This window comes from Afipia massiliensis, assembly GCF_014203115.1.
In the GTDB taxonomy this organism is placed as follows: Bacteria; Pseudomonadota; Alphaproteobacteria; order Rhizobiales; family Xanthobacteraceae; genus Afipia; species Afipia massiliensis.
Genome location: NZ_JACHIJ010000002.1, coordinates 871,779 through 898,706 on the forward strand (window position 1 = coordinate 871,779; position 26,928 = coordinate 898,706).

At 61.7% G+C, this 26,928-nt stretch carries 31 protein-coding genes, 2 tRNA genes and 1 riboswitch; of the genes, 16 read left to right on the forward strand and 17 right to left on the reverse strand.

Features of this window, described 5'->3' with window-relative positions:
- Positions 1-33 precede the first annotated feature (33 nt).
- Positions 34-666, reverse strand: coding sequence for an acyloxyacyl hydrolase (locus tag HNQ36_RS09120; RefSeq protein WP_184083927.1), 633 nt, complete (start codon positions 664-666; stop codon positions 34-36).
- Between the two features lie 111 nt (positions 667-777).
- A tRNA-Tyr gene (locus HNQ36_RS09125) sits at positions 778-863 on the reverse strand.
- A gap of 219 nt (positions 864-1,082) precedes the next feature.
- Between HNQ36_RS09125 and HNQ36_RS09130 the strand changes: the two genes are divergently transcribed.
- Positions 1,083-1,964: a TrmH family RNA methyltransferase gene (locus tag HNQ36_RS09130; RefSeq protein ID WP_184083929.1), complete on the forward strand. Its 882-nt coding sequence runs from the start codon at positions 1,083-1,085 to the stop codon at positions 1,962-1,964.
- Positions 1,965-2,023: 59 nt separating this feature from the next.
- Here the strand turns inward: HNQ36_RS09130 and HNQ36_RS09135 are convergent, their stop codons facing one another.
- The 3 genes from HNQ36_RS09135 to HNQ36_RS09145 all read right to left on the reverse strand — a co-directional run bounded on the left by HNQ36_RS09135 (position 2,024) and on the right by HNQ36_RS09145 (position 3,211).
- A complete protein-coding gene (locus HNQ36_RS09135; protein ID WP_184083931.1) occupies positions 2,024-2,416 on the reverse strand; it encodes a hypothetical protein in 393 nt (130 codons plus the stop codon).
- 39 nt (positions 2,417-2,455) lie between these two features.
- Entirely contained in the window at positions 2,456-2,950 is a 495-nt protein-coding gene (locus HNQ36_RS09140) for a hypothetical protein (RefSeq protein ID WP_184083933.1), read from the reverse strand.
- 186 nt (positions 2,951-3,136) lie between these two features.
- Positions 3,137-3,211, reverse strand: a tRNA-Thr gene (locus HNQ36_RS09145).
- A gap of 149 nt (positions 3,212-3,360) precedes the next feature.
- Between HNQ36_RS09145 and HNQ36_RS26430 the strand changes: the two genes are divergently transcribed.
- The 4 genes from HNQ36_RS26430 (at position 3,361) to HNQ36_RS09160 (ending at position 6,138) form a co-directional block, all read left to right on the forward strand.
- Positions 3,361-3,492: a hypothetical protein gene (locus HNQ36_RS26430; RefSeq protein WP_283814023.1), complete on the forward strand. Its 132-nt coding sequence runs from the start codon at positions 3,361-3,363 to the stop codon at positions 3,490-3,492.
- Between the two features lie 163 nt (positions 3,493-3,655).
- Positions 3,656-3,865, forward strand: coding sequence for a hypothetical protein (locus HNQ36_RS09150; protein ID WP_046826877.1), 210 nt, complete (start codon positions 3,656-3,658; stop codon positions 3,863-3,865).
- A gap of 85 nt (positions 3,866-3,950) precedes the next feature.
- Positions 3,951-4,490, forward strand: a complete 540-nt coding sequence (locus HNQ36_RS09155) for a PRC-barrel domain-containing protein (RefSeq protein WP_184083935.1) — start codon at positions 3,951-3,953, stop codon at positions 4,488-4,490.
- A gap of 436 nt (positions 4,491-4,926) precedes the next feature.
- Positions 4,927-6,138: a serine hydrolase domain-containing protein gene (locus HNQ36_RS09160; protein WP_184083937.1), complete on the forward strand. Its 1,212-nt coding sequence runs from the start codon at positions 4,927-4,929 to the stop codon at positions 6,136-6,138.
- Positions 6,139-6,253: 115 nt separating this feature from the next.
- On the opposite strand, the gene HNQ36_RS09165 is transcribed toward HNQ36_RS09160, so the two are convergent.
- Entirely contained in the window at positions 6,254-6,688 is a 435-nt protein-coding gene (locus HNQ36_RS09165; protein WP_184084150.1) for a hypothetical protein, read from the reverse strand.
- An 80-nt stretch (positions 6,689-6,768) separates the two neighbouring features.
- A riboswitch (cobalamin riboswitch) is annotated at positions 6,769-7,002 on the forward strand.
- Positions 7,003-7,173: 171 nt separating this feature from the next.
- On the opposite strand from HNQ36_RS09165, the gene HNQ36_RS09170 reads away from it, so the two are divergent.
- Positions 7,174-9,291, forward strand: coding sequence for a TonB-dependent receptor (locus tag HNQ36_RS09170; protein WP_184083939.1), 2,118 nt, complete (start codon positions 7,174-7,176; stop codon positions 9,289-9,291).
- 137 nt (positions 9,292-9,428) lie between these two features.
- Here HNQ36_RS09170 and HNQ36_RS09175 read toward each other — a convergent pair whose 3' ends face one another.
- Positions 9,429-9,692, reverse strand: coding sequence for a His-rich protein BRANT (locus tag HNQ36_RS09175; RefSeq protein WP_184083941.1), 264 nt, complete (start codon positions 9,690-9,692; stop codon positions 9,429-9,431).
- Positions 9,693-9,966: 274 nt separating this feature from the next.
- Between HNQ36_RS09175 and HNQ36_RS09180 the strand changes: the two genes are divergently transcribed.
- From HNQ36_RS09180 to HNQ36_RS09195, 4 genes are all read left to right on the forward strand, one after another.
- Positions 9,967-10,527, forward strand: a complete 561-nt coding sequence (locus HNQ36_RS09180; RefSeq protein ID WP_184083943.1) for a tetratricopeptide repeat protein — start codon at positions 9,967-9,969, stop codon at positions 10,525-10,527.
- Between the two features lie 172 nt (positions 10,528-10,699).
- The gene (locus HNQ36_RS09185) at positions 10,700-11,479 is read left to right on the forward strand and encodes an NAD kinase (protein WP_184083945.1); all 780 of its coding nucleotides are present in this window, start codon (positions 10,700-10,702) and stop codon (positions 11,477-11,479) included.
- 113 nt (positions 11,480-11,592) lie between these two features.
- Positions 11,593-12,138: a response regulator gene (locus HNQ36_RS09190; protein ID WP_046829484.1), complete on the forward strand. Its 546-nt coding sequence runs from the start codon at positions 11,593-11,595 to the stop codon at positions 12,136-12,138.
- 8 nt (positions 12,139-12,146) lie between these two features.
- Positions 12,147-12,725, forward strand: a complete 579-nt coding sequence (locus tag HNQ36_RS09195; RefSeq protein WP_184083947.1) for an Hpt domain-containing protein — start codon at positions 12,147-12,149, stop codon at positions 12,723-12,725.
- Between the two features lie 163 nt (positions 12,726-12,888).
- On the opposite strand, the gene HNQ36_RS09200 is transcribed toward HNQ36_RS09195, so the two are convergent.
- Together HNQ36_RS09200 and HNQ36_RS09205 are read right to left on the reverse strand one after the other, a co-directional pair.
- Positions 12,889-14,352 (reverse strand): DUF2336 domain-containing protein, encoded by a 1,464-nt coding sequence (locus HNQ36_RS09200; protein ID WP_184083949.1) that lies wholly within the window; start codon positions 14,350-14,352, stop codon positions 12,889-12,891.
- 140 nt (positions 14,353-14,492) lie between these two features.
- Positions 14,493-15,086 (reverse strand): TetR/AcrR family transcriptional regulator, encoded by a 594-nt coding sequence (locus HNQ36_RS09205; RefSeq protein ID WP_184083951.1) that lies wholly within the window; start codon positions 15,084-15,086, stop codon positions 14,493-14,495.
- 69 nt (positions 15,087-15,155) lie between these two features.
- On the opposite strand from HNQ36_RS09205, the gene HNQ36_RS09210 reads away from it, so the two are divergent.
- Positions 15,156-15,581, forward strand: coding sequence for a VOC family protein (locus HNQ36_RS09210; protein ID WP_184083953.1), 426 nt, complete (start codon positions 15,156-15,158; stop codon positions 15,579-15,581).
- Positions 15,582-15,621: 40 nt separating this feature from the next.
- Here the strand turns inward: HNQ36_RS09210 and HNQ36_RS09215 are convergent, their stop codons facing one another.
- Together HNQ36_RS09215 and HNQ36_RS09220 are read right to left on the reverse strand one after the other, a co-directional pair.
- Positions 15,622-16,347 (reverse strand): sulfite exporter TauE/SafE family protein, encoded by a 726-nt coding sequence (locus HNQ36_RS09215; RefSeq protein ID WP_184083955.1) that lies wholly within the window; start codon positions 16,345-16,347, stop codon positions 15,622-15,624.
- A gap of 108 nt (positions 16,348-16,455) precedes the next feature.
- A complete protein-coding gene (locus HNQ36_RS09220) occupies positions 16,456-17,442 on the reverse strand; it encodes a transglycosylase SLT domain-containing protein (RefSeq protein WP_184083957.1) in 987 nt (328 codons plus the stop codon).
- 233 nt (positions 17,443-17,675) lie between these two features.
- On the opposite strand from HNQ36_RS09220, the gene HNQ36_RS26435 reads away from it, so the two are divergent.
- Positions 17,676-17,810, forward strand: coding sequence for a hypothetical protein (locus HNQ36_RS26435; RefSeq protein ID WP_283814024.1), 135 nt, complete (start codon positions 17,676-17,678; stop codon positions 17,808-17,810).
- Between the two features lie 29 nt (positions 17,811-17,839).
- Here the strand turns inward: HNQ36_RS26435 and hisI are convergent, their stop codons facing one another.
- Together hisI and folE are read right to left on the reverse strand one after the other, a co-directional pair.
- Positions 17,840-18,268: a phosphoribosyl-AMP cyclohydrolase gene (gene hisI, locus HNQ36_RS09225; RefSeq protein ID WP_184083959.1), complete on the reverse strand. Its 429-nt coding sequence runs from the start codon at positions 18,266-18,268 to the stop codon at positions 17,840-17,842.
- A 45-nt stretch (positions 18,269-18,313) separates the two neighbouring features.
- Positions 18,314-18,982, reverse strand: coding sequence for a GTP cyclohydrolase I FolE (gene folE / locus HNQ36_RS09230; RefSeq protein ID WP_184084152.1), 669 nt, complete (start codon positions 18,980-18,982; stop codon positions 18,314-18,316).
- Between the two features lie 263 nt (positions 18,983-19,245).
- On the opposite strand from folE, the gene HNQ36_RS09235 reads away from it, so the two are divergent.
- Complete coding sequence (locus HNQ36_RS09235; protein ID WP_184083961.1) at positions 19,246-19,704, forward strand: iron-sulfur cluster assembly scaffold protein; 459 nt, start codon at positions 19,246-19,248, stop codon at positions 19,702-19,704.
- A 3-nt stretch (positions 19,705-19,707) separates the two neighbouring features.
- Here HNQ36_RS09235 and HNQ36_RS09240 read toward each other — a convergent pair whose 3' ends face one another.
- Positions 19,708-20,658, reverse strand: a complete 951-nt coding sequence (locus HNQ36_RS09240) for a COG3904 family protein (RefSeq protein ID WP_246395322.1) — start codon at positions 20,656-20,658, stop codon at positions 19,708-19,710.
- Between the two features lie 255 nt (positions 20,659-20,913).
- Between HNQ36_RS09240 and yidD the strand changes: the two genes are divergently transcribed.
- The gene (yidD, locus tag HNQ36_RS09245) at positions 20,914-21,249 is read left to right on the forward strand and encodes a membrane protein insertion efficiency factor YidD (RefSeq protein ID WP_184083963.1); all 336 of its coding nucleotides are present in this window, start codon (positions 20,914-20,916) and stop codon (positions 21,247-21,249) included.
- Here yidD and HNQ36_RS26160 read toward each other — a convergent pair.
- From HNQ36_RS26160 to HNQ36_RS09260, 3 genes are all read right to left on the reverse strand, one after another.
- Positions 21,246-21,365 (reverse strand): DUF3574 domain-containing protein, encoded by a 120-nt coding sequence (locus HNQ36_RS26160; protein ID WP_246395323.1) that lies wholly within the window; start codon positions 21,363-21,365, stop codon positions 21,246-21,248. The genes yidD and HNQ36_RS26160 overlap by 4 nt on opposite strands.
- A 199-nt stretch (positions 21,366-21,564) precedes the next feature.
- A complete protein-coding gene (locus HNQ36_RS09255) occupies positions 21,565-22,668 on the reverse strand; it encodes an MFS transporter (RefSeq protein WP_184084156.1) in 1,104 nt (367 codons plus the stop codon).
- 88 nt (positions 22,669-22,756) lie between these two features.
- Positions 22,757-23,344, reverse strand: coding sequence for a CGNR zinc finger domain-containing protein (locus HNQ36_RS09260; protein ID WP_184083965.1), 588 nt, complete (start codon positions 23,342-23,344; stop codon positions 22,757-22,759).
- Between the two features lie 118 nt (positions 23,345-23,462).
- Here HNQ36_RS09260 and HNQ36_RS09265 point away from each other — a divergent pair, with 118 nt between their 5' ends.
- Together HNQ36_RS09265 and thrS are read left to right on the forward strand one after the other, a co-directional pair.
- Positions 23,463-24,698, forward strand: coding sequence for an MFS transporter (locus HNQ36_RS09265; protein WP_184083967.1), 1,236 nt, complete (start codon positions 23,463-23,465; stop codon positions 24,696-24,698).
- Between the two features lie 126 nt (positions 24,699-24,824).
- Positions 24,825-26,861, forward strand: coding sequence for a threonine--tRNA ligase (gene thrS, locus HNQ36_RS09270; RefSeq protein WP_184083969.1), 2,037 nt, complete (start codon positions 24,825-24,827; stop codon positions 26,859-26,861).
- The last annotated feature ends 67 nt before the right edge of the window (positions 26,862-26,928 follow it).

Genomic DNA, 26,928 nt, shown 5'->3' on the forward strand with positions numbered 1-26,928 from the left:
GCTGCTGAGAGAACTCAGAAGACGTAAGAGGCTTCAGAAGGCGTAGGAAACCTGGGCGCCGTAATTGTTGATGCCGACATTCCTGTCGAAGCCGGTGCCGAAGACCTCTTTGCCGTTCGACAGATGGTCGAACGTCACCAGTACGCTCCACTGCGGCGTAAAGCGGTAACCGATCGATCCGCCCACATTGAAAAGGGCGCGGCTGCCAAGCGCATTGTGGGTCGCGTCGCCTGCTTTGGAGCCGTCGTGATAGGCCCCACCGAAAAAGATTTCGCCGAAGAAACGCTCGGTGAACGGAATTTGCCACAGCAAGCCCGCCCGGACCGAACTGGTGCGGCCGCCGGTATTGAACATTCCGCCGACGTAGGTGTGGGGATTCAGGAAATTCCACCACCCATAGTTATCTGCCAGAAACTTGGGAAGAACGACCTGAAGGCTGGCGTCGAACGTATTGGCTTCCGCGCTTCCAACTGCATGGGCAAAGCCGCCAAGACGCACGTCGAAACCATAGGACCGTTTCGCAAGCGGCTCGGGCTGGAAGAGCGATTGGATTGGCAGAGAGGGCGACGGAGCACCGACATCTGCCGCCTTCACAGCGGCTCCGCTGGCCAACAAACCAAGCATCAACAGGGCCGGCATCCAGCGATATGAGACGCGAAAAGTCATCAAGAATGTCCAAATTGTGTTCGGACCATATGTCAGCCGCAACACATTCGGCGGTTACAAGGTACCACCGAGAAAAAATCGCCCGGAAACGATTTCCGGGCGATCTTAGATTGGTGGGGGAAGAAGGACTCGAACCTTCGAAGCCATACGGCGGCTGATTTACAGTCAGCTCCCTTTGCCACTCGGGACACTCCCCCGCTCGACGTCATCCGACACCCTCGCCCACCCGAACGGGGGTGGTTGAACGGCCATGGATGACGGTAAAAAGCGTGCCCGTAAACGGGCGCCCGGTCGGCGCGTTTATGGGCGAAGCGCCGGGGTAAAGTCAACCAAGGCGGGGACGAATATGACAGGTCGTTGCGATCCTGCCCAAAGCCGAAAATTGCCATTATTCCAGCCCCGTGGGACAAGGCCGCATGAGCGATCGAGACCGGAAATCACGTTTCAAAGGCCCGAAAACAGGCGGACGCGGCGGCGACCGCGATCGGGAGCGCCCGGAACGGCATCAAGGCAAGCCTCAGGGCGGACGCCCTCAGTGGCGCGACCGCGACGCCAAGGGCGCGAAGGGGCACGCCAAAGGCGAAGGTCCCGTCATTCTTTATGGCTGGCACTCGGTCACCATGGCGCTGGCCAATCCCCAGCGGCGCATCCGCAAGCTGTTCGTCACCGAAAATGTCGCCCGGCGGCTCGCCGACGAGAAGATCGACACCCGCGTTCCGCCGGAACTGGTGCATCCCGGCGACATCGACCGCCGCCTCGGGCCGGATGCCGTGCATCAGGGCCTGCTCGCGGAGGCCGATCCCCTGCCCGGTTTGCACATCGATGAACTGCCGCAGGACGGCATCGTGCTGGTGCTCGACCAGATCACCGATCCGCACAACGTTGGCGCGATCCTGCGCTCCGCAGCGGCATTCGGCGTCAAGGCGATCGTCACCACCGGGCGGCACAGTCCCGAGGCAACCGGCGTGCTGGCGAAATCCGCATCTGGTGCACTCGAGCTTGTGCCGATTGTCGAAGTCCCGAACCTGCATCGCGCGCTCGGCGAAATGAACGAGGCAGGTTTCCTGACGGTCGGCCTCGACAGCGAAGGCCAGGGTGACCTCAGCGTCGTGCCGCTGCACGCCCCGCTGGCGCTGGTGCTGGGCGCGGAAGGCAAAGGCCTGCGTCAGCTCACGCGCGAAACCTGCAGCCTCGTCGCGCGCATGGACATGCCCGGCGCGATCAAGAGCCTCAACGTGTCGAATGCAGCTGCACTCGCGCTGTATATTGGATCGACCCGCCTCGGCCTGATGGGCTGAATCAAAACGCCCGCCTGCATGCCGCAAGCGGGCGTTCCGGATTTCAGATCGTCCGAAAATCAGTACTTGTAGCGCAGCGGCTTCACGCGATGACCGTAGTGACGATGCGCATGGTAATGCCCGCGATGATGGTATGCATGGCGGTAACCATAGCGATAAGGGCGGCCATAATAGCGCGAACCGATCACGGTGCGCTCCCGATAGACCGGCCGCGGAGCGTAATTGCCGGGGCCGGTATAGGTCGGGCCCTGGTTGACCCAGTAGTACTGCGGGCCGGCCGGATCCGGCAGACGCTGGCGAACGCCGCACACGCTGTAACCGCATCCATAGTTGTAGGCATAGCCGTAGTTGCCGCACGGGTCGGTCAACGCACACGCCTGCGCGGGCGCTGCCGTCGCCATCGTCGCGGCAAACGCCACGCCCGCAATTAATCCTGCAATCATCTGACGCATAACACTCTCCTGTTGGAACACTTTTGTTTTGGTTGTGGTCTACTTCTTCAGATCGGGCCTGAAACCGTTCGGCCGGTAGCTGTGATGATCAGGCCGAAAGCCGTTCGGCCGATAGCTATCCCGGGGCGCTTCGATGATCGTCGGATATTCGGGAACATCGTAATGCTGCTGCGGCGCAGGCGGGGCGGATTGCGCGGACCACGAGCGATGATAGCTCTCGGCCGGCTGCGGCAGCGCGCGATTGGCCGAAGGCTGAATCTCGAGACGGCCATAGCCCGGCGTGCGCCCGGCGCTCGGATAATAGTGGCCGACCTCCGGGCCGATGTAGCGGTCCCAGCCGCCATAGACCCGGGCCGTATTCCTGAAATGTTTCGCAAGGCCCCATTCGCCTTCGATGACCGAATAGGATACGTCGCGTCCGTTGATGATAACGGGCACGCCCGCACGGCCGGGAATCACGATCTGCGGACCGGTATCGGCCGCCGCTGTGGCCGCCGTTCCGATCACTATCGCCAGAGCCAATATCGCGCGCATGGAATGATGCCTTGGTTGAAGCTGCACCCTAGTCCAGCGGGACGTATCAGGAGTTAAAGGCCCCGCCCAATCGTCAGGTAAGCCTAACGCGTAAGCATTCGCGCTCGCTCAATTGCGAACGATTTCAATAAGGTTTTGGAAAGTGGAAGGTTAACGCCCGGCAGCGGCTGCCGCTTTGCGGATTTGTGGTGCCGGTTGAGAGGATTGAACTCCCGACCTTCGGTTTACAAAACCGCTGCTCTACCGCTGAGCTAAACCGGCAACGGGGGAACAGCTATCAGCGCCGCCGCTCCGGGACAAGACCGCGCCGACCTTTTGCGGCCAGGCCCGAGGCCGCGCGTCCGATTTGCGCTGTTATGCAATTTACGTCACCAATGCATCAAGTGGCGCATCGCGCGCGGGAGATTTGCATGAACGGCAGTGGCGGGTTCCGCGCGCACCACAAGTACATGATCGCGGCGATCGGCGTGCTCGCCGTCCTCGCGTTCCTCTACAACCTTGGGGTCTTCGACATCTGGGCTGTCAATCAGGCCGCGAAATAGCGCGTGCACGCTACCGAAATATTCCCGCCGGAAGCGCTGAAAAGCGCGAAAACCCCTGTGAATTGCGTGGACAAATCGGCTCGCCTTGGAACGGTCACCATCCGGTCACCGTTAACCACACAGGTAGTTGGCGAGTCAGGCAAAACCCGGAACGAGGACGATCATGAGTTTAGCGAAGCCGCATGATGACCGCTATGAAAATGCCCTTGATGATGTCATTGCACAGTGCGGCGGTGACACACGCGGCGCCTTGATGGCGCTGTTGGCCGCGAACGAATATCTCGAGGCACAACTGAACACGCTTCATGCCGCGATTGAAAACGGCGAGGTTCCTTTGCGCTCTGAAAAAGTGCCGCGCAACCTGCTAAATTGACGCGAGGAACAGCGTCAGTTCCCCGGAACATATGCGAGCGGTTCGGGTTCTCCAGTTTCAATAGCATTATTGAAAGGAGAGTCTGATGATTAAGAAATATGTGGCGGCAGCTTTGCTTGGAACCGCGTTGGCCGGTGGAGCAGCGTTCGCACAGACCACAACTCCAGCATCGCCTTCCCCTGCTCCGGCTGCGTCGGCATCAAGCGAGCAGATGAACCTGAAGGGTAACTGGCGGGCATCCAAGCTTGTCGGCTTGGCGGTTTACAATGACGCCAACGAGAAGCTCGGCGACATCAGTGAAATCATTCTCGACAAGAGCGGCAAGATCAATGCCGTCATCATCGGCGTCGGCGGTTTCCTTGGCGTCGGTCAGCACGACATCGCAGTGACCTTCGATAAGTTGAAATGGGTCGATGAGCCGATCCGCTCGGCGTCAGCAGACAAGATGCCGGGTTCGTCAGGAACCTCGACAACCACAAGGCCGTCGACAACGACAGGCGCTGCGGGCAGCGGTATGGCTGCGACAACCAAGAACGAATGGTACCCCGATCACGCCGTCATGAGCGGGACCAAGGAGCAATTGAAGGCCATGCCTGCATTTAAGTATTCGGAGAACGCCAAGTAATCGACTTGGATAACCTCTCGCTCAACAGCACGGCCGAATCGGTTCACCGATTCGGCCGTTTTGTATCAGTGCGCCTATGCAGCTCAGAGATAGGCGCTGAGGCACCAGGCATTGAGCGAGGCAGCAACGGCCAAAGTGAAGACCAATATTGTGTTCACGGCTAAGGGCTCCTCAAAAGGCTGTCTGAGAATCATCCGCGTCTTGCCGAGATATGAACGCCGCCCCGGCGAAGAGTCTCGCGCATTGTTTTGCGCCGACCCTCTTGCCAGATCGCCCTTTCCGAGTCCGATTCTTTCCGGATCTCCGCTCCGGTTGTGCGGCGCAGTGTTGTCTTGCGCCGATTAACACGCACAATGCGGGCGCGCAGTCTCCCCGGCTGTGCCCAAGAACAACAACAAACGATTCAGTCCCGCTGGATCGGACTCCGGAGAAACGAATGTCAGCCAGATCGACCGCGAAGAGTCCTGCAAAAAATCTCATGAACGAATTCCCGCCGGCGCGTGACAACCTTGTGACACTGGCGAACTGGCGCACCCAGCCCTACAGCGAGTGGAGCTTTCATAACGTCCGGCGCGTATTGCCGACAGCGAACATCGCCGCGTCGAAGCATCCCGCCCCGCTGGAAAGTTCGCTGGCTGAAATCGGTCACGTCGCCTTCGAGGGCAACAAGGGTCCGACAACGCTGCGCGAGGCGCTCCGCACGACGAACACCAAGGGATTTGTCGTACTCCGGCACGGGCGGATCGTTGCCGAATGGTATTCGAGCGGCATGGACGCGCGCACGCCGCATATCGTGTTTTCGGTGAGCAAGTCGATCACCGGCGCGCTCGGCGGAATTCTCGCGGACAAGGGCTTTCTGAATCCCAACCGTCCCGTCACCGATTACGTCCCCGAGGTCTCGTCGTCGGTATATGGCGGCTGCTCGGTGCGGCATCTGCTCGACATGTCGGTCGGCATTGCCTTCACAGAGGACTATGTCGATCCGGACGGCGATGTGGCGCGCTATCGCCGCGCGGTGGGATGGGATGTCATCAAGCCCGGCCAAAGCACAATGCAGTTGCGTGAGTATCTCGCCACCCAGAAGCCCGACGGCAAGGCCCACGGCCACGCGTTCCATTACGTCTCGACCAATACCGACATGCTCGGCTGGGTCTATGAGCGCGCCGCGGGCCGCGCCCTCTCCGATCTGCTCGGCGAATATCTCTGGACGCCGCTCGGCGCGGAAAGCGACGCTTACATCACGCTTGATGCGGAAGGCGCGATGCGCGCAGCCGGCGGCATCTGTGCCGCGCCGCGCGATCTCGCCCGCTTCGGCGAAATGATCCGGCAACGCGGCGTCGCCAACGGTAAACAGGTGATCCCGGGCTGGTGGATCGACGACATCAACGACAACGGCGATCCGGAGGCATGGGCGCGCGGCGAATTCGCCGAGATGTTTCCCGATGCGGCCTATCGCAGCAAATTTTATCAGATCGACCGCAAGCGGCGGACGCTGTGCTGCATCGGCATCCATGGCCAGTGGATCTATATCGATCCCGTCAGCGAACTGGTGATCGTTCGCGTGGCGGCTGAACCCGTCCCGCTCGACGTCGAGAATTACCGCGCCTGGCGACGGGGTTTCGAAGCGATCGTCCAGCATTTTTCGTGAGATATAGATCAGCACCGTCATTGCGAGCGAAGCGAAGCAATCCAGAATCAACAAGCAAGACTGGATTGCTTCGTCGCAAATGCTCCTCGCAATGACGAGTTGCTGAAGCGCGGGATTAGCGCGTCAGCTTTTCCATCTCGGGAAACGCGGCGAAGGCCACACCCTTACAAAGATCCTCGGTCTCCTCGATGATGCGATCGAGCCGTCCGTCGATGTACATGCCCGCGCGTTCCTTCACGCCGACATAGCGCCCTCCCGCACCGCGCGCATTGAAACGCACGCACACGACATAGCGGCGCCGGCCCCCAACCTCCTTTTGTGCTGGTTCTGAAATCCCGGCCTCGCGCACGCCGGTTGGATCGTTCAGATAGGTCCGCAGCAGAGCGAGCAGTTCGGGACGGTAGTTCGCCGGATACGGCTGGTTTTCAACTCCGCGATCGGCGGTGTAGGACAGGCTGTCGGCGCCGCCGATCCCGGCACAGCCGGCCACAGCGAGCGCCAGCAGCACCGCCGCCGCGCGCGGCCCATATGTCACCAATTTGCAACGCATCCCGATGAAGTCCGCAACCTGAGCCATGGCATTGGGTTTCTTGCTCAATGTGTCATTGACAAGGCAACCCTCCGCCGATTGATTGCAACCACGGCACAGGTGCCAGCGCAAGCTGGCGAATAGGGAATTCGGTGCCGCCGTGCAGACTCTTCAACGTGAAGCTTGCACGGCTAGTCCGAAGCTGCCCCCGCAACTGTCAACGGTGAGTCGTTGTCCAATAGGCCACTGAGCGAAGGCGTTACAGCCGGGCTTGGGAAGGCGGGCAACGGCGACGATCCGCGAGCCAGGAGACCTGCCTGTACCGGTCATCCTTCCGTCGCACGGGGCGTGCGAAGGGGCGGCATTTCCGCAGCGGTGACGTGACGTAACAGTTGCGGAGGTTCGGCCGATGGCCTGTTTCCTCAGTCACGACGTAAAGTCCGGCAGCGTTCGCTTGCCGCGCATCGTCATGCCTGCGCGAGTCTTCACCGCGCCTCTGCGATCACATGCATCGGCGGGGCTCAAACGTGATTCTTTTTCCTAGATCTCTCTTTCCGGCAGCGGCGCTCAGAGCGTCATTCGCAGCGGCATGCCTCGCAGGCACGGCGCTCGTAAACCCTGCCCTTGCGCAGAACGCTGGCGGCGCATTGCCGCCGATCAACGTCGATGCCAGCCGTCTTTATGGCGGCATCGTCGGCGCTTCGACCGCGGTCATCACCGCAGAGGACATCGCACGCTCGCCAGGGCAGACCATTCAGGACGTGCTGGCGACCATTCCGGGCGTCCAGTTGCAGAGCCTGTTCGGCGGAGTCAACGGCGTGGGCACCACCGTCGACGTGCGCGGCTTCGGCGCATTCGCGACAGCAAACACACTCGTTCTTATCAACGGCCGCCGCATCAACGATCTCGATCTTGCAGGCGTCGATCTGTCGACCATTCCGCTTCAGTCGATCGAACGCATCGAAGTCACCAAGGGCAATAGCGGCGCAGTGTTGTACGGCGACAACGCCGTTGGCGGCGTCATCAACGTCATCACCAAAACAGGCGCTGGCGTCGGCAAGCCGATCCAGATGCGCGTCGAGGGCGGCGTCGGCTCGTTCAATTCGAGCCAGGGCAACGTTTCACTTTCCACCAATCACGGCCCGTGGTCGTCGGCAGCGTTCGCCAACGTCTTCAAGTCCGACGGCTATCGCGTCAACAACAAGACCGATCAGCGCAACGCCGTCGGCGAGGTCCGCTATACAACTCCGGATTTCAGCGCGTTCCTGAATTTGTCCGGCGACGATCAACACATTGGCCTTCCCGGCGGAAGGCTCGTCACCGCCACCACGAATCTGCTCCTCACGGATCGTCGCGGCGCTGCGACGCCGTTCGACTTCGGCGACAAGCAAGGCGCCAACGCAACCGCAGGCTTCACCAAAACGCTCTGGAACGGCGCAGAACTGATCGTCGATGGCGGCGTGCGCCACAAGTTGCAGCAGGGATCGTTTTTCGGAACGTTCGCCGACAACTATGTCGACAGCACGTTGACGACATGGTCGATCACGCCACGCCTGAGCATCAAAAATGACATCTTCGGCCTGCGCTCGAACATTCTGACCGGTATCGACTACTACGATGCGACGTATGATTCAGACCGCAGCAAGGCCAAGGGCCTTGCTCCGATCCATGCCTACGACCTCTCGCAGCGAACCGTGGCCGGCTACTGGCAGCAGACCATCGGCGTTCTGCCGACCACCGATTTCTCCTATGGCGCACGCGTCCAGAACACCAGCGTCAGCGCAAAGGATCGCTACGATCCGACCGCGCCGACCCAGCCGTTTTATTCCAGTGCCCAGGATGCTCCGCTGAACTCCAGCGAAACCCAGCACGCGCTGCATGTCGGCCTCGAACATCGCTTTACCGACAGCTTCGCAGTGTTCGGCCGGGCGGCCCGCGCCTTCCGCACGCCGAATGTGGATGAGCGCGTGGGTGCAGGACCGCATCTCGATCCGTTCTTCAACCCGATCCCAAGCAACTTTGCCCTGAAGACGCAGACATCATACGACGTTGAAGGCGGCATTCGCGTCCGTGCGGGGCGTTTCGAACTTCAGTCCAGCATCTACGACATGCACCTGAAGAACGAGATCCATTTCAACCCCTTCCTTGGATACAATCTTAATCTCGACCCAACCCATCGCTATGGCAGCGAGACCAGCTTCTCGCTGGCCGTAACCGACACCTTCCGCTTGAGAGGCGGCATCGCCTATACGCGGGCCGTGTTCGAGGAAGGCCCTTTCACCGGCAACGACGTTCCGCTCGTATCGAAGGTCAGCGGCAATCTCGGCGCGACGTGGGATGTCTGGCAGAAGTACGCCGTAATCGATGCCAACGTGCGGTTCTGGGGTGCGAGGCGGATGGACAACGATCAGCGCAACAACCAGTCGCTGATTCCCGCCAATGCTACGCTCGACCTGAAAGTGAGCGGCCAGTACGACCGGTTCTTCTGGTCAGCTTCAGTCATCAACGTGTTCGATACGCTCTATTACGACTACGCCATCGCCAGCCAGTTCACGAGCGGTAACTACAGCGCCTACCCTCTGCCCGGCCGTGTCTACATGCTCAAAGCCGGCGTGACGTTCTGACCTGATTTGCTGATCTCTAAGAAGCCCGGCCCGCGCTCATCTCACAATGATCGCGGGCCGTTCTTCTTTCCATGAGCCGCTTCGATGCGGGGGCTATGCAATAGCAACCCACGGAAATATCGAAACGTCAGAGGGGATCAGCCCTTCTTCTGCACGGCGATATGCTTCACAGGCGCTGTGGACGAGATGTGCTTCTTGCTCACAACAGCACTGGTCTTCTTGTGCGCCTTGTGATGCTTGACCTTCTTCGCCTTCACTTTCGCATTGGCGTTCGCAACCGACGGCTTCATGGTTTCGGACTTGGCGACGGGCGCCGTTTCGGTCTTCATCACGGTGGCAGCCATGGCAGGCGCGGCGAGCATCGAGGCGGCAACCAGGGCTGCGGAAATCGTCTTGAGCATCGGATATCTCCTGTTTCACGCGATCGAGAGGTGGCCGGTCGAATGGCCGGGTGCCGATCGTCCCAGTAACGCTAGGCCCGGCGCGCTGAACTCAATCTGAAGCGCGCCAGCGGCTTTCGTTCATCTGGATGACAGTTTGGTTATGCGCCGACGCCCCCGGCCGGTTGAAAACCGCCGGAATTATGACGGGAAATCGCAGGAATGTTTGAACCCGGCGGGTGTTTAAGACGTACAAACAGAATAGGATCGTTTTGCTGATCAACGGAGGCTTGGCATGAGCAACTTGACCATCAGGCAGATATCTCTGGCGTTCATTCTTTCTGCGTTCGTCGCGGCGCCCACCATCAATCTGGCGCAAGCCGCCGGTTCGGATACGCCCTCGCCTCCTCCCGCCTCCGACAGCAGCAAATCGAAGGGTTCCAAAGCGGAGTCCAAGAAAAAGGGCGAGAAGAAATCGTCGATCGAGGATCCCGCTTTCCTCCAGGGCTATCGCACGGCTTATGCGACGATCTACGAGCAGAACGACTACGCAGCCGCCATTCCGCAGCTCAAGGCGCTCGGTCAGGACGACCGCGCCGATGTCGCCAACCTGATCGGCTATTCGTATCGCAAGCTGGGCAACTACGAGTTGGCCAGTGTCTGGTATGAGCGCGCGCTGAAGTCCGATCCGGACCACGTCCGCACCTGGCAGTATTACGGCCTGTGGCAGGTCGAACAGGGCAACCGCGAACAGGCGAAGCATCATCTCGCGAAGATCGAAGCCCTGGCGGGCCGCGATAGTGCCGAATATCAATCGCTGGCTTCCGCGCTGACCGGCGGCCGGACGTCCTATTGACCGGATACACGGTTAGCCGCCTTGGTTAACCGGTGGATCAAGCCCCGCGGGTCGGTCATCGGCCGCGCGGGGCTGTTTTGCGCGGCCTGATCGCGCCTCGACAACCCCTGAAAACCTCGTATAGACGAAACCCGCGCGTTCACGACCTCGTGCCCGCGCCTCGGGGGCTGACATGACGACGTCGAAGAAATACGAGCGGATTGCCTTCGTGGCAGGACCGAGCGAGGAGGCCCAACAGGCCCTCGCCCAGCTCGTCGCCACCTATGGCAACCAGCCGTCCGACAAGGCCGACGTGGTGGTGGCGCTCGGCGGCGACGGCCTGATGCTGCAGACGCTGCACCGGCACATGCGCTCCGGCATCCCGATCTACGGGATGCATCGGGGCACCGTCGGCTTCCTGATGAACGAGTTCAGCCCGCACTCGCTGATCGACCGGCTGGAAGCGGCAAAGCTCACCGTCATCAATCCGCTCTTGATGCGCGCCACCGACATCCACGGCAAGGTGCATATCCATCACGCCATCAACGAGGTCTCGCTGTTCCGGCAGACCCATCAGGCCGCGCGGTTGCGGATTCTGGTCGACGAACACGAACGGATGGCCGAACTGATCTCCGACGGCATCATGGTGGCGACGCCTGCCGGATCGACCGCCTATAATCTTTCGGCGCAGGGGCCGATCCTGCCGATCAACGCCGCGCTGCTCGCGCTGACGCCGATCAGTCCGTTCCGCCCTCGCCGTTGGCGCGGCGCGCTGTTGCCCAACACCGCCTTTGTCGTGTTCGAGGTTCTCGAATCCGACAAGCGCCCGGTCGCCGCTGTCGCCGATCACGATGAGGCCCGCGACGTGCAGCGAGTCGAAATCATCGCGGACAAGACCATCTCGATCCGCATGCTGTTCGATCCCGGCCACAGCCTGGAAGAGCGCATTCTCAGCGAGCAGTTCGGGTTCTAATCCCCTGCGCCCGGCTTTCCCGGCCCGGCGTGGATAACCATTCGTTAACGGCGGCCGCATATAGTTAATGCGAGGTGTACCCTGTTTTCCCGGTGCGCCACCTCGGGCTGCGCATGTTCATTATCGACTTCAACAAGCTGCGGTTTCTCGTGTGCGACGACAACGCGCACATGCGGCGCATTCTGCGCACGCTGCTGCATTCGTTTGGTGCGCGCGAAGTCTATGAGGCGGAAGACGGCGCGACCGCGCTCGAAATGTATTCCCACTACGTCCCCGACATCGTCATCACCGACTGGTCGATGCCGATTTTCGACGGGCTCGAACTCGCGCAGATGATCCGCCAGCCGGACGGCGCGGGTAATCCTTACGCCCCGATCATCATGCTGACCGGCCACTCGGAAAAGCGCCGCGTCATGGTGGCGCGCGATGCCGGGGTCACGGAATTCCTGGCGAAGCCGATCTCCGCCAAGGGGCTTTATCAGCGCATCCTCAATGTCGTGGCCAATCCCCGGCCCTTCATCAAGACGAAAAACTACTTCGGACCGGACCGGCGCCGCAACACCAACGCCGCCTACATCGGCCTTGAGCGCCGCAGTGGCGGCAACGCCGAAATCATGCAGCAGCCCTCGCTGCTCGAAAAAGCCCGCTCCGGAAACTAGGAAAACTCATGGCCCGCAAGCCGCCAACAGAAATCAAGGTCGATACCTTCGCGGACCATCAGGTCATCTCGCAGCCCAATCCGCTGCGCAAGATGGTGCGGTATTCCGAAGAGAAGGACATCGACGATCCTGTCGCGCGCGCCGAAAAGGCACTCGCTAGCCTGTCCGGCGAATTCAAGGACTGGATGCAGGTGGAGTGTGATCGGCTGAGCGCGGCCTATGCCGCAATCGCGAGCGACGGACTGAACGGCGAGAATCGCGAAGAGCTTTTTCGCGCAGCACACGACATCAAGGGCGGCGCCGCGACGTTCGGCTTTCCCACCGCTGCTGCGGCGGCGGAAAGCCTGTGCCGGATCATCGAACATGCGCCGGATCTCGCTCAGGTGCCGGGCGAACTGATCAAACATCATGTCAACGCGATTCAGGCAATCTATCGCGAGCAGTCGCGGATCTCCGCCGTCGGCATGGCGGATGAACTGAGCAAGAAGCTGCGCGGCGTCGCGGACGAGTATCTCATCCACGTCAACCGCGACCGCCCCGAGCACCTCGAAGCAGTGCTTGCGCCGAGCATCGTGCCGGAAGGCTGAGATAATTTACGGCGTCGTCCCGGCGAAGGCCGGGACCCATCATCCCTGGATCATCAGCGTACGACGGAAACCACTCTCTTTAATTACAGAGAAACCGGTGGTTATGGGTCCTGGCCTGCGCCGGGACGACGATAGTAATTGACAGAAATAACGTCAGAAAGGATTACGCCGCGATGCGCCGGTCGTCGTACGTGTAATCGCGATATCTATGGTCGTCAGCGACATCTGCGTAGCGATCAGCGGCGTTGTCGTCTTCGGCCCGAGCATATTCCTCGACCGGAGCGTACTCCTTGACCCGGACATAGTCATAGTCCTCGACCCGGGTATAGTCCTCAGCCGATGCGTAGTGTTCAACCTCATCGTAGTGATCAACCGCCGCGTAAACTTCAGCGGCCTCGTATTCCTGCTGCTCCGGATACACCGCGTCCGGCTCGTACGTATAGTCGCGGATCTGTTCGGCGGCAGCGTGCGCACTCAGGGTGCCGACAAAATCCTCCGCCGCGAGATCGTCGCAGAACAGACGCGCTTCCTCGCGCGCCGACTCTGTCGCAAAGCGGCGCAGCAGGATCAACAGCGGCTCCGACACCGTTTCCGATGTCTCGCACTGCGTCAGCACACGCTCGACCATCCGCCGGCGCAGCCGCGTCGCGCCGGCGACCGTACCGATGAAACCGATTTCGTTGGACGCTTCGAGCGCGGCGCGGAAAGCGCGATAGGTCGATTCCGGCAAGCCGGCTTTCGCGAGCAGCGCGTTCAGGCTGCCGCCGCCGCGATCATGGACGATTGCGGCCACGCGGCTGGCCGGCAAACCGGACAACTCGACCAGCGACTCCTCGAACAGTTCGATATTGCCCGACAGCAATGCGCGCAGGATCAGCCCGGCATTGAGCTGGCCGATCGAGCGCAGATGACTGACCAGCGCGGTCATATCCGCGCCGCGCGTCTGGGCGGCGATGTTGACCGTGGAGCGCTCCATCGCCTCGCCTGCGATGCGCCGGGCGCGATCGGGGTGAAGCCAGTCGCGCGCGGCCACCAGTTGCATCAGCGTGTCAGAAAGCTTCTGCGCCAGCCCAAGCCGCACAGCAGCGGGCAATTCATCCATCGTCAGCAGTGACTCGCGGATCGCGGCGAGATGGCCGTGACGATCGGCGATGCGCGCCAACGAGAACGGGGCCAACTGGGCTGCGCGATTTTCAATCAATTCCAGTGCCGATGACGCACAGCCGACTTCCGCGATTGCCGCGCAAACCGACGGCGGCAGATCGAAGCGGCGCGCGATGGCGCATTGCGTCTCGGAATTTCCGGTCGCAACGATGTCCACGAGATCGGAGTCGAGCAGCAGCGGTGAATGTTCGAGAATGGAAACCGCGACCGAGGCCTGGTCGACGGCGAGCGCCGCGACGATGGCAGATGGCGCGTCCATCGAATGGGCGAAAATTTCAGCCATCGCCTGCCGAACCAGCGGCGACGCATCGTCGAGAAGCATCAGCAGCGCGCCTTCGGCGGCGGCGCGATCGTCTTCCGATAAATCGGAAACGAGCCAGGCGCGGGCCAGACACCGCGTCGCCTCTGCGCGCTCCCCTGCGGGAGCAGTGCGAACCCAACTAATAAACTGCCGAACGATCATGGGTGTTCCGGCTTACGCAACATGCCAAGGCACCGCGACGCGACGCCACTGTTACGAACCGTAAACCATGACACTTAAGAAAACGTTCACCATAAACGGCTGTGTTCGTTGATGTTTTGTTAACCCAACGGCGCCCGGAGTTATCCGCCGACAACGCGGCGGATCAACACCGCGATGGCTGCCGCGTACTCCTGCGCATCTTCGCCGGCATCGATGGCGAGCGCCGCGCGATCGAAGGCCGCTGACAACAGATCTCCGAGCGCCGCAAACGGCAAGCCACGCGTATCAATTGCCGCTTCGAGGCCGCTGCGCAGCGTGCGTGCTGCATTGTCCTCGTCGAGTTTTTTCATCTCTGCTAGGCCGAGAACCGAGGGTCCTTCGATCAACAGCAATCGCGTTCGTCCCGGCGCGCGCATGGCATCGAGATAGGCTGCGCTTCCGCTCAGCAGCGCATCGATGGGACTCAAACCAGCCGGCGCTTCCCGCTCGATGGCGCTGGCCACCGCGAGCGCCTCGTCCATGACGATGGCCCTGAACAGCGCGCGCTTGTCCTCGAAGTGATGGTAGAGCGCGCCGCGCGTAATGCCTGCTGTCGCGACGATTTCCGGCGTAGAGGTGTCTCCGTACCCTTTATCGACAAACAGGGACCGGGCCGCCTGCATGAGGGCTGCCCGGGTCTTCTCTGTCCGGTCGCGGTTTGAGCGCGGCAAATTCTTTGAATCGGACTCTTGCATACATACAGCCTGTATGTTATTTGCGATTAAACATACAGACTGTATGTTAACTGGCAAGGGATGACCACCATGAAAATCACCAGCTATTACCCCGTCATCATGACCCACGACGTGTATGCCACCGCCGACTTCTACACGGCGCATTTCGGCTTCGAGGAGAAGTTCCGAGCGGACTGGTACATCCATCTCCAGTCGAGCGCCGACGCCTCGGTCAATCTCGCCGTCCTGAATGGCAGCCACGAAACGATCCCGAAGGTCGGCCGTGGCCGGGTGTCGGGATTGCTGTTGAACTTCGAAGTCGAGGATCCCGATGAGATGTACTCCAAGGCAAAGGCGGCGGGCCTCCCGATCCTGATCCCGCTGCGCGACGAAGCCTTCGGGCAGCGCCACTTCATCACGTCGGACCCCAACGGCGTGCTGATCGACGTGATCAAGCCGATTCCGCCGAGCAAGGAATTCGCGGAACTTTATGCAGAGGGTTCACTGCCAACGTGAGTCGGATCAACGAGCTGCGATTCAAAGCTGAATCAAAGTCTCAGCTTTGAATTGCACTCCAGAACATCGACAGGCCCGCGACCAGCATCAGCCCGTCCATCAGCAGACGGAACGCGTCGGGATCGAGTTTCACCACGAAGCGCTTGGCGATGAAGGCGCCGGCGAACAGCGACGAGCCGGCGATCAATCCTTTCAGGATGATGTCGAGCGGCAGCGCGTCGAAGCGCTGGAACGTGATCGCCTTGCTGATGTAGATCGCCAGCGATCCGGCGGCTTCGGTGCCGAGTAGCCCGCCCTTGATGAGGCCGTAGGACATGAAGATCGGCACCGTAATGGGTCCGGTCGAAGCCACGATGCCGGTGAGATAGCCCGCGACCGCACCGATGATCGCGAGCGACCACAGCGGCAACGAGAAGTTATGCGCCACCATCCAGCGCCGCAGCGGGATCATCGCAATCAGGAACACACCGATGGTGACATCCACCACGCCCGGCGGCAGCGCGAGCAGCGTCCGCGCGCCAAGCGCTGCAGCGGGTACGCCCGGAATTGCGTAAGCGGCAACAGCCCGCCAGTCGACTTCCCGCCACCACGCGATGATGCGCGAAAGGTTCGCCATGATCGCCGCAATCGCCATGATCGGCACCGCCTGCTTCGGCCCGAAGGCGTAGGCAAGCACCGGCAGCAGCATGATCGAGGAGCCGGTGCCCACGATGCCGCTGATGATGCCGGCGGCGAAGCCGACGATGAGGATGAAGGCATAGATCAAGGGTATGGACCCGCGATGAGGTCGCTGACGTTATTGCAGCCGGCGGCGAGTCGCCTACCGCGATTTTACCCCTGCCCTTGTGCGAAAGATGTCCCGCGGCACGAAAAGTTACCCACTGAACACGCCGGTCGAATCGCTGAACAGTCCGAGGCCCTGCGAGGCCTCCGTCCGGGCCGCGCCGCCCGCCGGCATTGGCTTGGTCAGCGAGGTGTTGTTGCCCCACAGTTCGCGAACGGCGTTTGATACCGGCTCGGGGCGATCTCCAGTCTGATACAGCGAACGGAAAACTGGTTGGGCGGGCGTTTGTGACGCGACCTGCATGGGCGCAGCGTCGGGCGTGCGAACCTGCGGGAAGCTCGAGAGATAGGCCGCGTTGTCGATCGGCGCAGGTGCCGCCGCCATGCGCGAACCGGGCGTAACACCGGCAGCCGCCATCGCGGTGCGCGCCGTCTGGGAATTCGCCGCAGCGTCATAGCGCGACGTCAGCACCGAATAGACCTGCGAGACGCTGCGCGCACTGCCGTCGCGATTGTAGAAGATCGAGCGGTTGGCGGCCGCCGCACTCGGAAACATCGCGGGGCCAGACACACCCGGGCTGTCCTCGGCCTTCGAGATCAGCTTGGACGCGCCGCTGACGCCCATGAAATGCGCCATGTAAAGTTCGCCGTCGGTCGGGCGGCGGCCGATCATACCGGTCAGCTTGAAGCTGTTGGATTGCGTCAGCACGCCCGCCATTGCGGCGTTGGCGGCAGGATCGTCGCGCAGCTTCAGAATTTCATCGCGCGTGGCGGAATCGCTGACCGAATAACGGCCCGACCCGGATTTCGAGATCGCGTCGGCATACTTGCCGAAACCGAATGCGCTCCCCGCTTCCTTCACCGTCCCGAGCCAGGTCTGCTCGATGAACTGAAAAAGCCCCCGCGCCGACGATGTCGAAGCCTGCGCCTTGGGATTGAGGTTGGATTCGATTTTCGCAGCCGAAATCAGATACTCGAAGCTGGCGCCGGTCGCGCTGGCCGCATTCTTGATCGTGCCCGCGATTTTCGCGCGTGCAGAATCCAGCCCAGCACCGATGGTTGTCGAATCGACCGCCATGTTTGGCGTCCGCTCCCCTGAACGCGCTTAAATCCTTGAACGCGCCTGTCCTTGTTGTAGGGTCCACTTCTGCGGTTCAGGCACGGAATGCTGCGCAGCGTGCCGCATTTATGGTTAACAGGGCGTTAATGCCCTGGATGCTCGCCGGCTCGTGCCTGGCATCAGCAGCCATGCAGTCCTGGCATGATTTACGATCTAAGCTTTACGGTCCAAGCTTTGCAGGGGTTGTGAGCATGATCAACGCACTCAGTGCAGTCAGCGCGACATGGGCCTTCCTGGGGCTGATTGCTTGCTTGCTGATCGCATCGACCGCTCTGTTCTGGAGCATCGAGGATCAGCGGGCCAAGCGCCGGCTTCCGAAGGACTGACCCACGAGGGCCGTCCCTCCCGCCGCCCTCTAGCGATAGACCTTGGCGGGATCGAACACCTTGTCGGCGTCGATGAATGTCAGCCTCGCCTCGCCACCTTCACCGGTGACGGCGCGGTAGAAGCATGAGCGACGCCCGGTGTGGCAGGCCGCCCCGGTCTGCTCGACGCGAATCCATACTGCGTCCTGATCGCAGTCCATCCGCATCTCGATCACGCGCTGAACATGGCCGGAGCTTTCGCCCTTGCGCCACAGCGCCTTGCGCGAGCGGCTATAGTACCACGCCTCGCCGCTGGCGATGGTCTTGCGCAAAGCCTCGTCGTTCATGTGCGCGACCATCAGCACGTCGCCGGAGGCGGCGTCGGTGGCAACACACGTCACGAGGCCGGACGCGTCGAATTTGGGCTGAAACGTCAGCCCTTCTTCGACGTCATGCGAGTGGGTGTGCGATGAAGTCACGGTGTCACCTTGTCTGAGAAGGCGCGGACGCCTTCGTTCAAAGGCTTATACGCCGCGCACCATGTTGAGGAAACGGGCCTGCTCGTCAGGATTGTCCTGAAACACGCCGGTGAAGCGCGTCGTCAGGGTCTTGGCGCCTTCCTTGGCGATGCCGCGTACCGACATGCAGGTATGCTCGGCTTCCATCACCACCGCGACGCCGCGCGGCTTGAGGATGGCGTTGATCGCACCGGCGACCTGCGCGGTGAGATGCTCCTGGGTCTGCAGGCGATGAGCGAAGGCATCGACCAGACGCGCCAGCTTCGACAGGCCAACCACGCGATCCACCGGAGCGTAGGCGATGTGCGCCTTGCCGTAGAACGGCATCACGTGATGCTCGCAATGCGAATGGAAGTTGATGTCGCGCATCAGCACGAAATCGTCATAGCCCGCCGTCTCACCGAAGGTGCGGTCGAGGATTTCGGCGGGGCACTGGGTATAACCCTGAAACAGTTCGTCATAGGCTTCGACCATGCGACGCGGCGTATCGAGCAGGCCTTCGCGGGTGGTGTTCTCGCCGATATAAGCCAGCAGCGTTTTGACCGCAGCCTCGGCCTCGCTCCGGGACGGGCGAACCAGACCGGGATCGATGGCTGATGCCATGTAGTCGGAAGCAGGAATTTCGGATTTGTCCGCCGGCTTGCCGCTGCGGATCGGCTTGATGATCGCGTCCATTTCGTCTCCGTTCGACCGGCCCTTGTCCATGACAACCTCGATGGAGGGCCGGAGTGTCACCGGTTAGCCGCAGCAGCCAATAGAGCCGCCGGACGCCTATCCCGCATGTTCGCAGCAAATCCCAAGGAAATCCGTCTATATTTCCCCGCATCGCTGGAATGCAGGCGGTTTATTCCTGCATCCAGGTCATTATATAGGCTCAGAGCCGCGGCCGCCAAGGGCGGCAGCGGAAAGGGTCTCATGCAACAGCGAATTCGACCGCCATGCTGAACGACATCTACAACAAGAAAATCATCGAATTGGCGGGCAATATCCCACATCTGGGACGGCTTGCTGACCCGGACGCCTCGGCGACCGCCCATTCCAAGCTGTGCGGTTCGACCGTCAAGGTCGACCTCAAAATGCAGGACGGCGTGGTCAGCGATTTCGCCCACGACGTAAAGGCCTGCGCGCTGGGACAAGCCTCTTCCTCGATCATGGCCCGCCATGTGATCGGCGCGAACGCGACGGAGTTGCGCGAGCTGCGCGAGACCGTCCGCAAGATGCTCAAGGAAAACGGCGCGCCGCCCGATGGCAAGTGGGCGGACGTTGCGGTGCTTGAGCCGGTACGCGAGTACAAGGCGCGCCATGCCTCGACCATGCTGACATTCGATGCGGTGGTGGATGCCATCGGCCAGATCGAGGCAAAAGCCGGAGGCACCCTCGCCCCGGCGCAAGCCTGACGATTACTTCCGCTCAGCAGTAGCTGGTGCCGCGCCGCCGGTCGGCGCGTGAGCCTCAGCGGTTCGCGTTCCCGGGGCAAGCCGCGGACCCTTTTCGGCCGCGGCGGAAACCGAAATCGCAGGCGTGCTGACGGCAACAGCGGGTGTACTTGCAACGCGATCCTGCGCCTTCGGCGTCACGCTGCCCACGACATCGTCAGACCGCCGCTTGGCATCGGCCACCGTATCCAGAGTCACAAGATTGGTCAGGCGCAGTTCGTCCGCGGATAATTGATGCAACGGCTCCCACGGCGGGACGCTGAGCGCGAGCGACAACAGATCGCCGGTGCCGCCCATATCGAAGGTGTATTTCGCAAGTCGGCCGATATCGCGCTCGACGATCATCAAATCGTCGGCGGAGTAAGTCGCGGCCTTCGCATCGTCGGCGCGGTCGCCCATCCAGATCTGATGCACGCGCACGCGCGCGCCATCCGGCACATAGCGCGTATTGCCCGACAGCAGCAGGAACACGCACATCGATTCACAGTAGGCCTCGGGAATGATGTCGCGCCCGACGAGGCCCTTATTCTCGCGTTCGATCACGATGCCGACGGTGGTGCGCAATCCGAGATTGCGCCAGCGCCGCCCGAGCGCGATGGCGTCCAGCACCGATCCGCCGCTGGAATCGAGCACCACCGTGCTGCCCTTGAGATTGCGGCCCTTCGAGAATTCCTCGAACTGCGACGATGTATCAGAGGTGATGACGCCCACCGCCGAGATCCAGCCCGAGCAGTCCTGATCGCACGCGGGTGTCGCCCCGTGCCATTTGAAATTCATCGGAAGTTTGCGTTCTTCGAGAGTCGTCGCGGCGCGCACCTTGCTGCCGAGCATGGCGGAGCCAGGCAACGCAAGAAAAATGGCGGCAGCGCAAAGTCGCGCCCAGCCGCTCAATGCAAGCGACTTCACGACGAACAACGTAGTTCCTTCCCCGCCCCCGGGCCCACAACAGACCGGCCCGCTTTAAGACGATTCTGTCACGCAGGCGTAATCAAAGCGTAATGGCGGACGGGATTTGCGTCCATTCGACTTTTGCTGCGGCGCAGTCAAAATCGTGCGATAATCTGTGTAGTGTGGCGCGAAAGACAACATGTTGCGGTTCCCTGCGCGGGAACTCATCATCCGGACGCCAGCAAATCCGGCAAGCGCTCGAAAATCCGGCAAGGCAACCTCATGAAACATTCCATCCGATGCCCCGATTGCGCCGGCGGACTTCAGAATCTGCCGCGCAACGCCGGCCGCGGAATGATCTGGATCTATCGCCACACGCTCTCGCCGCTGATCGGCTTCAACTGCCGCCATCTGCCGACCTGCTCGGTCTACGGCGACGAAGCCATCGGACGGTTCGGCCTGTGGGCGGGCGGCTGGATGACGCTGGCGCGGCTGTTGCGCTGCCAGCCCTGGGGAACATCCGGAATCGACAACGTGCCGAGCGCTCTCTCCGCCGATGCACGCTGGTATCTGCCGTGGCGCTACGCACGATGGCGCGGCGTCAACGAGGGCAATTAGAACGTCGCGCAACTCGCGCGAACCGTCGTCAGCACCGACTCCTGCCGGAACGTCCGCTTGTAGGCCTCCGCGATCGCGCCGAGATTCGCGCGCGGTGAAGTCGGCGAAGGCGGCATCGCTGACACCGACGCGGTTGCCGATGTTGCGGCCGAAATACATTTCAGCCGTTGCCATCGCCTGCGCGGGCCGCATGCATGCCGGCGGCAGCGATGCACAGCCGGACAACATGATGACGGCCAGCAGTCCGAACAGACAACGCATGAAATTCCCCGCCCCCGTAATGCGAGAGCAGCTTAGGCCGGAACGCGATTCAAGTCATCGCCGCGAGAGAAACACCGTGATCAGCGCCAGCACGAGGAAACCGACGCCGACATAGCCGACCGCGTAATACATTTCGTGCGAGAAAAGAAAGCCGCCGATACCCGACCCGATGGCCTGGCCGACATAAAGCCCCGACGTGTTCAGCGAGACCGTGGCGCTCGCGAACAACGGCGCCGCGCCGGCAAGCCGGACCTGTTGCATCGAGTTGGCCGATGAGAACGCCATGCCCCAGGGGACCATCGACGCCAGCATCACCGGAACCAGGCCCGCGCCCAGCGCCCACATCGCAATTCCAACCAGCAGCATCGCAATCGCCGTCAGTGACGTCCGGTAGGCGCCCCACGTATCGACCACACGGCTCGCGATCACGTTTCCGATGAAGCCCATCACGCCGTAAATGCCGAACGCGATGATCGCCAGTTGGGAGCTTCCGCCGAGTTTCTCGAACAACGGCCCCAGATACGTGAACACCACGAACTGGCCGGACGTCTGCAGCACGGTGATGACGAGCAGCAGCACGATCAGTGGATTGCGCGCGAGATCGCCCCACGTCTTGAGATCGACCGGCGTACCGACAAGGCCGCCGGGAATCCGCCAGATGAGAAGCGCCAGATTCAAAAGCGCGATAACGCCGATACCGCTATAGGCGACGCGCCATCCGATATGGCTCGCGACATAGGCTACCAGCGGCAGTCCCACCGCCAGCGCCAGCGACCAGCCGAGAAACACATAGGACATCGTGCTGCCGCGCCGCTCCGGCGGCACCATCATCGCCGCCGTGCCCGCCGCCTGCGGCGTGAACAGCGCGGCGACCGCCAGCATCACCAGCCGGATTGCCATCAGTGTCGCGTAGTTGGGCGCAAGCATGGAGGCAAACTGCGCGGCGGCCATGATCGCCACAGTCACCGACAGCAGAACCCGCCGATCAAAACGGCTGGTCAGCCACGCCGACACCGGCGAGCAGATGCACAGCACAATTGCGCCAAATGTAATGAGCAGTCCTGCTTCATGAATCGAGACGCCGAATTCGCGCGACAGTTCCGGCAGCATTCCCGCCGGCGCGAGGATACTCACGCCGGTGATAAAATTGCCGAGCATCAAGGCTGTGGGGGCAAAGCGTTTCACGCCGCGGTGTTAGCACACGAACGGTTAAATGCAATTGCATGAAAGCCATGCGTGCGGGAGATCACACAACGCCCTGATGTCTCTCGCGATAGGTCCGCGTCTTCATGCGGTTGCCGCACAGGGTTGAAACGCACCAGCGGCGCGTCGCCGGCTTCGATCGATCGTAGAAAATCCGGCGGCATTCGTCCGAGGCGCACATCTTCAGGCGCGCCAGCGTCCCGTTCGCACCGGCGTTGTACAGCTCCGCGATCACCACCGATAAGCCGGCCAGCGCATCGTCCCGCACAGGGCGCAATGTCATCCCGCCGTCACGCACCTCGACGGCGAGCGGAAAATGTTGCGTCATCCGGTTGAGTGACCGACCCAGGGTCTTGTTCTTCAACCGCTCGCCTAGATCGCATTGCAGATAGTCGCGCACGCTGGAGCGAAGCTGAAGCGCGGCAGCGAACATCGCGGGCCTGATCTTTCCGCCGGAACCCAGCTTCCGCTCCGCCAGCCACGCTGCGAGCCCCGCCTCGGTGCTGAGTTCGTCGCTCTGTGGATGCTGCACGCCGTGATGCGTGAACCGGCGCAGGTCGAGCGTGTTGGCGAAATCGTAGAGATTGGCCAATTCGTCCGGTACCTTGAACTTTCGCGACGCCTTCAACACAGAAACTCCTTCGACACGACTAAACCATTTTTAATGGTTGACATCAACCGACACCATCTTGATATTTATACTGGTCTGAACAAAAAGAGCTGCGCACTGGCAGCCCCAGGGAGAAACCATGACCAACGATCGAACGATCTCCAGTCCCGGCGTGTTCTACGGCTGGTTCGTGGTCGCGGCCGCGTTCACCGTAATGATGCTGGGTTTCGGCAGCGCCTATACGTTCAGCGCATTCGTCGAATCCCTGCAGCGCGACTTCGGCGCGTCGCGCGGTTCGGTGTCGCTGGTGTTCTCGCTGGCGGGCTTTCTCTATTTCGGATTGGGGATCGTCAGCGGCCCCCTCGCCGACCGCTGGGGGTCCCGCCGCCTTGCCATCGCGGGCATGATCCTGATCGGGCTCGGCCTTGCCGCTGCAAGCCTCGCGCGCAATCTCACCGAAGTCTATATCGCTTACGGGCTTGGCGTCGGCCTCGGTGTCGGCGCGTCCTATGTGCCGGCCATCGGCGCGGTGCAGCGCTGGTTCGTCAGACGCCGCGGTTTCGCATCGGGATTGGCCGTCAGCGGAATCGGTATCGGCACGCTGATCATGCCGCCGCTCGCCGCCTTCTTCATCGACACGCTTGGATGGCGCACCGCCTATCTCGTTCTCGGCGGCCTCACCGCCATCCTCGGCGCCGGCATGGCGCTGCTGATCGAAAACGATCCGCGCGACCGCGGCCTCGGTCCCGATGGCGACGCCGTGCAGCCGGGCGTTCAGTCGATGACACCGGCGGGCGCCTCGGTCGGCGAAGCGGTCCGGTCACGACAATTCATCAGTCTTTACATCGCGTGTCTGATTTGCTCGTTCGGCGTGTTCGTGCCGTTCGTGCATCTCGTTCCCTATGCGATCGACCATGGCGTGACGAAAGCGTCCGCCGTGCTGCTGCTGGGCGTGATCGGCGTCGGCAGCACCGTGGGGCGTTTCTTTCTCGGCGGCCTCGCCGACCGGATAGGCCGCCAGACATCGCTGCTGGTAATGTTCGTGGGCATGGGGCTGGCGCTGGCGATCTGGGCCGTCGCGGCCGGCGTCTGGTCGCTCGCCGTCTTCGCATTCGCCTACGGCGTGTTCTACGGCGGCTGGGTCGCGGTTCTGCCCGCCGTCGTGATGGATTACTTCGGCGGCCGCAATGTCAGCGGCATTATCGGTATTCTTTATACGAGCGTTGCATTCGGCACCCTGATCGGCCCCAGCGCCGCCGGTTTCGCGTTCGACGTCAGCGGCAGCTACATGCTGCCGATACTGGCCAGCGTCGCGGCGAACATCGCCGCCGCCGGGATCATGATGGCGATGTCGAAGGCCACAGCACCGGCCTAGCCGGTATGGCCTAAAATCAGCGGTTTCACTGGAAACTGAAACATTGCACCGCCTGAATCCGCTGCTATACAACGGGTCCACCGCTTACCTGCGCCCGTTCGCAGGAGTGAGCCACAGGAGAACGACATGACAGACAAAGACCCTGCCGCGCCTGCATTGAAGTACAGCCTCGCGAATCTGAAGCCCGTCGAATCGACCAAGGTGACCGTCACCTTTCCTGATGGCGCGCAGCGCGAATTTCCGAAAAACACCACCGGCCTCGACATCGCCAAGGGCATCTCGCCCTCGCTCGCCAAGCGCACCGTCGCCATGGCGCTGGATGGCGAAGTGGTCGATCTGTCCGATCCGATCACGCGCGACGCCAAGATCGAGTTTATCAACCGCGACGATCCGCGCGCGCTGGAACTGATCCGGCACGACGCCGCGCACGTGCTGGCGGAGGCCGTGCAGGCGCTTTGGCCCGGCACGCAGGTCACCATCGGCCCGGTGATCGACAACGGTTTCTATTACGACTTCTTCCGCAACGAGCCGTTCACGCCGGAAGATTTCGCCGCCATCGAAAAGAAAATGCGCGAGATCATCGCGAAGGATCAGCCGTTCACCAAGGACGTGTGGGACCGCGAGAAGACCAAGCAGGTGTTCCGCGACAAGGGCGAGGCCTTCAAGGTCGAACTGGTCGATGCCATTCCCGGCAACGAGCCGATCAAGATCTACTATCAGGGCGACTGGTTCGATCTCTGCCGCGGCCCGCACATGACCTCGACCGGCAAGGTCGGCAACGCCTTCAAGCTGATGAAGGTGGCCGGCGCGTACTGGCGCGGCGACAGCAACAATCCGATGCTGACCCGCATTTACGGTACCGCATTCGCCAAGCAGGAAGAACTCGACGCTTATCTCAAGCAGCTTGAGGAAGCCGAGAAGCGCGACCACCGCCGCCTCGGCCGCGAAATGGACCTGTTCCATTTCCAGGAAGAAGGCCCGGGTGTCGTGTTCTGGCACGCCAAGGGCTGGACCGTGTTCCAGGCGATCATCGCTTACATGCGCCGCCGCCTCGCGGGCGACTACGACGAGGTGAACGCGCCGCAGATGCTCGACAAGTCGCTGTGGGAAACCTCGGGCCACTGGGAATGGTATCGCGAAAACATGTTCGCGGCGCAGTCGGCCGGCGACGAGGCGGAAGACAAGCGCTGGTTCGCGATCAAGCCGATGAACTGCCCCGGCCACGTAATGATCTTCAAGCACGGCCTGAAGAGCTACCGCGAACTGCCGATCCGTATCGCCGAGTTCGGCGTCGTGCACCGTTACGAGCCATCGGGCGCCATGCATGGGCTGATGCGCGTGCGCGGCTTCACGCAGGACGACGCGCATGTGTTCTGCACCGAGGACCAGCTTGCGGAAGAATGCCTCAAGATCAACGAACTGATCCTGTCGACCTATGCCGACTTCGGCTTCGACGGCGAACTGACGGTGAAACTCTCGACCCGTCCGGAAAAGCGCGTCGGCTCGGATGAGGCGTGGGATCACGCCGAAACCGTGATGGCGAAGGTGCTCGAACAGATCGCGGCGCAGGGCCACAACCGCATCAAGACCTCCATCAATCCGGGCGAAGGCGCGTTCTACGGGCCGAAGTTCGAATACGTGCTGCGCGACGCTATCGGCCGCGAATGGCAGTGCGGCACCACGCAGGTCGATTTCAATCTGCCGGGCCGGTTTGGCGCATTCTACATCGACGATCACTCCAACAAGGTGACGCCGGTGATGGTCCATCGCGCCATCTGCGGATCGCTGGAGCGCTTCACCGGCATCCTGATCGAGCACTTCGCCGGCCACTTCCCGCTCTGGCTCGCACCGGTGCAGGCCGTGGTCACCACCATCACCTCCGATGGCGACGATTACGCGCGTGAAGTGCTTGCTGCCTGCCGCAAGGCGGGACTGCGCACCGAGATCGATCTTCGCAACGAGAAGATCAACTACAAGGTGCGTGAGCATTCGCTGGCGAAGGTCCCTGCTCTCCTCGTGGTCGGCAAGAAGGAAGCCGAAAGCCGCGCGGTCTCGATCCGCCGTCTCGGCAGCGAAGGCCAGACCGTGTTGCCGCTCGACGAGGCGCTCAAGTCGCTCGCCTATGAAGCGTTGCCGCCGGACCTGAAGCGGGCAAACGCCTGAACGGCGGAAAACATTTATGAGGCCTCTTTCTTTAGAGGCCTCATAAACTACAAACCTTGTTATCGCG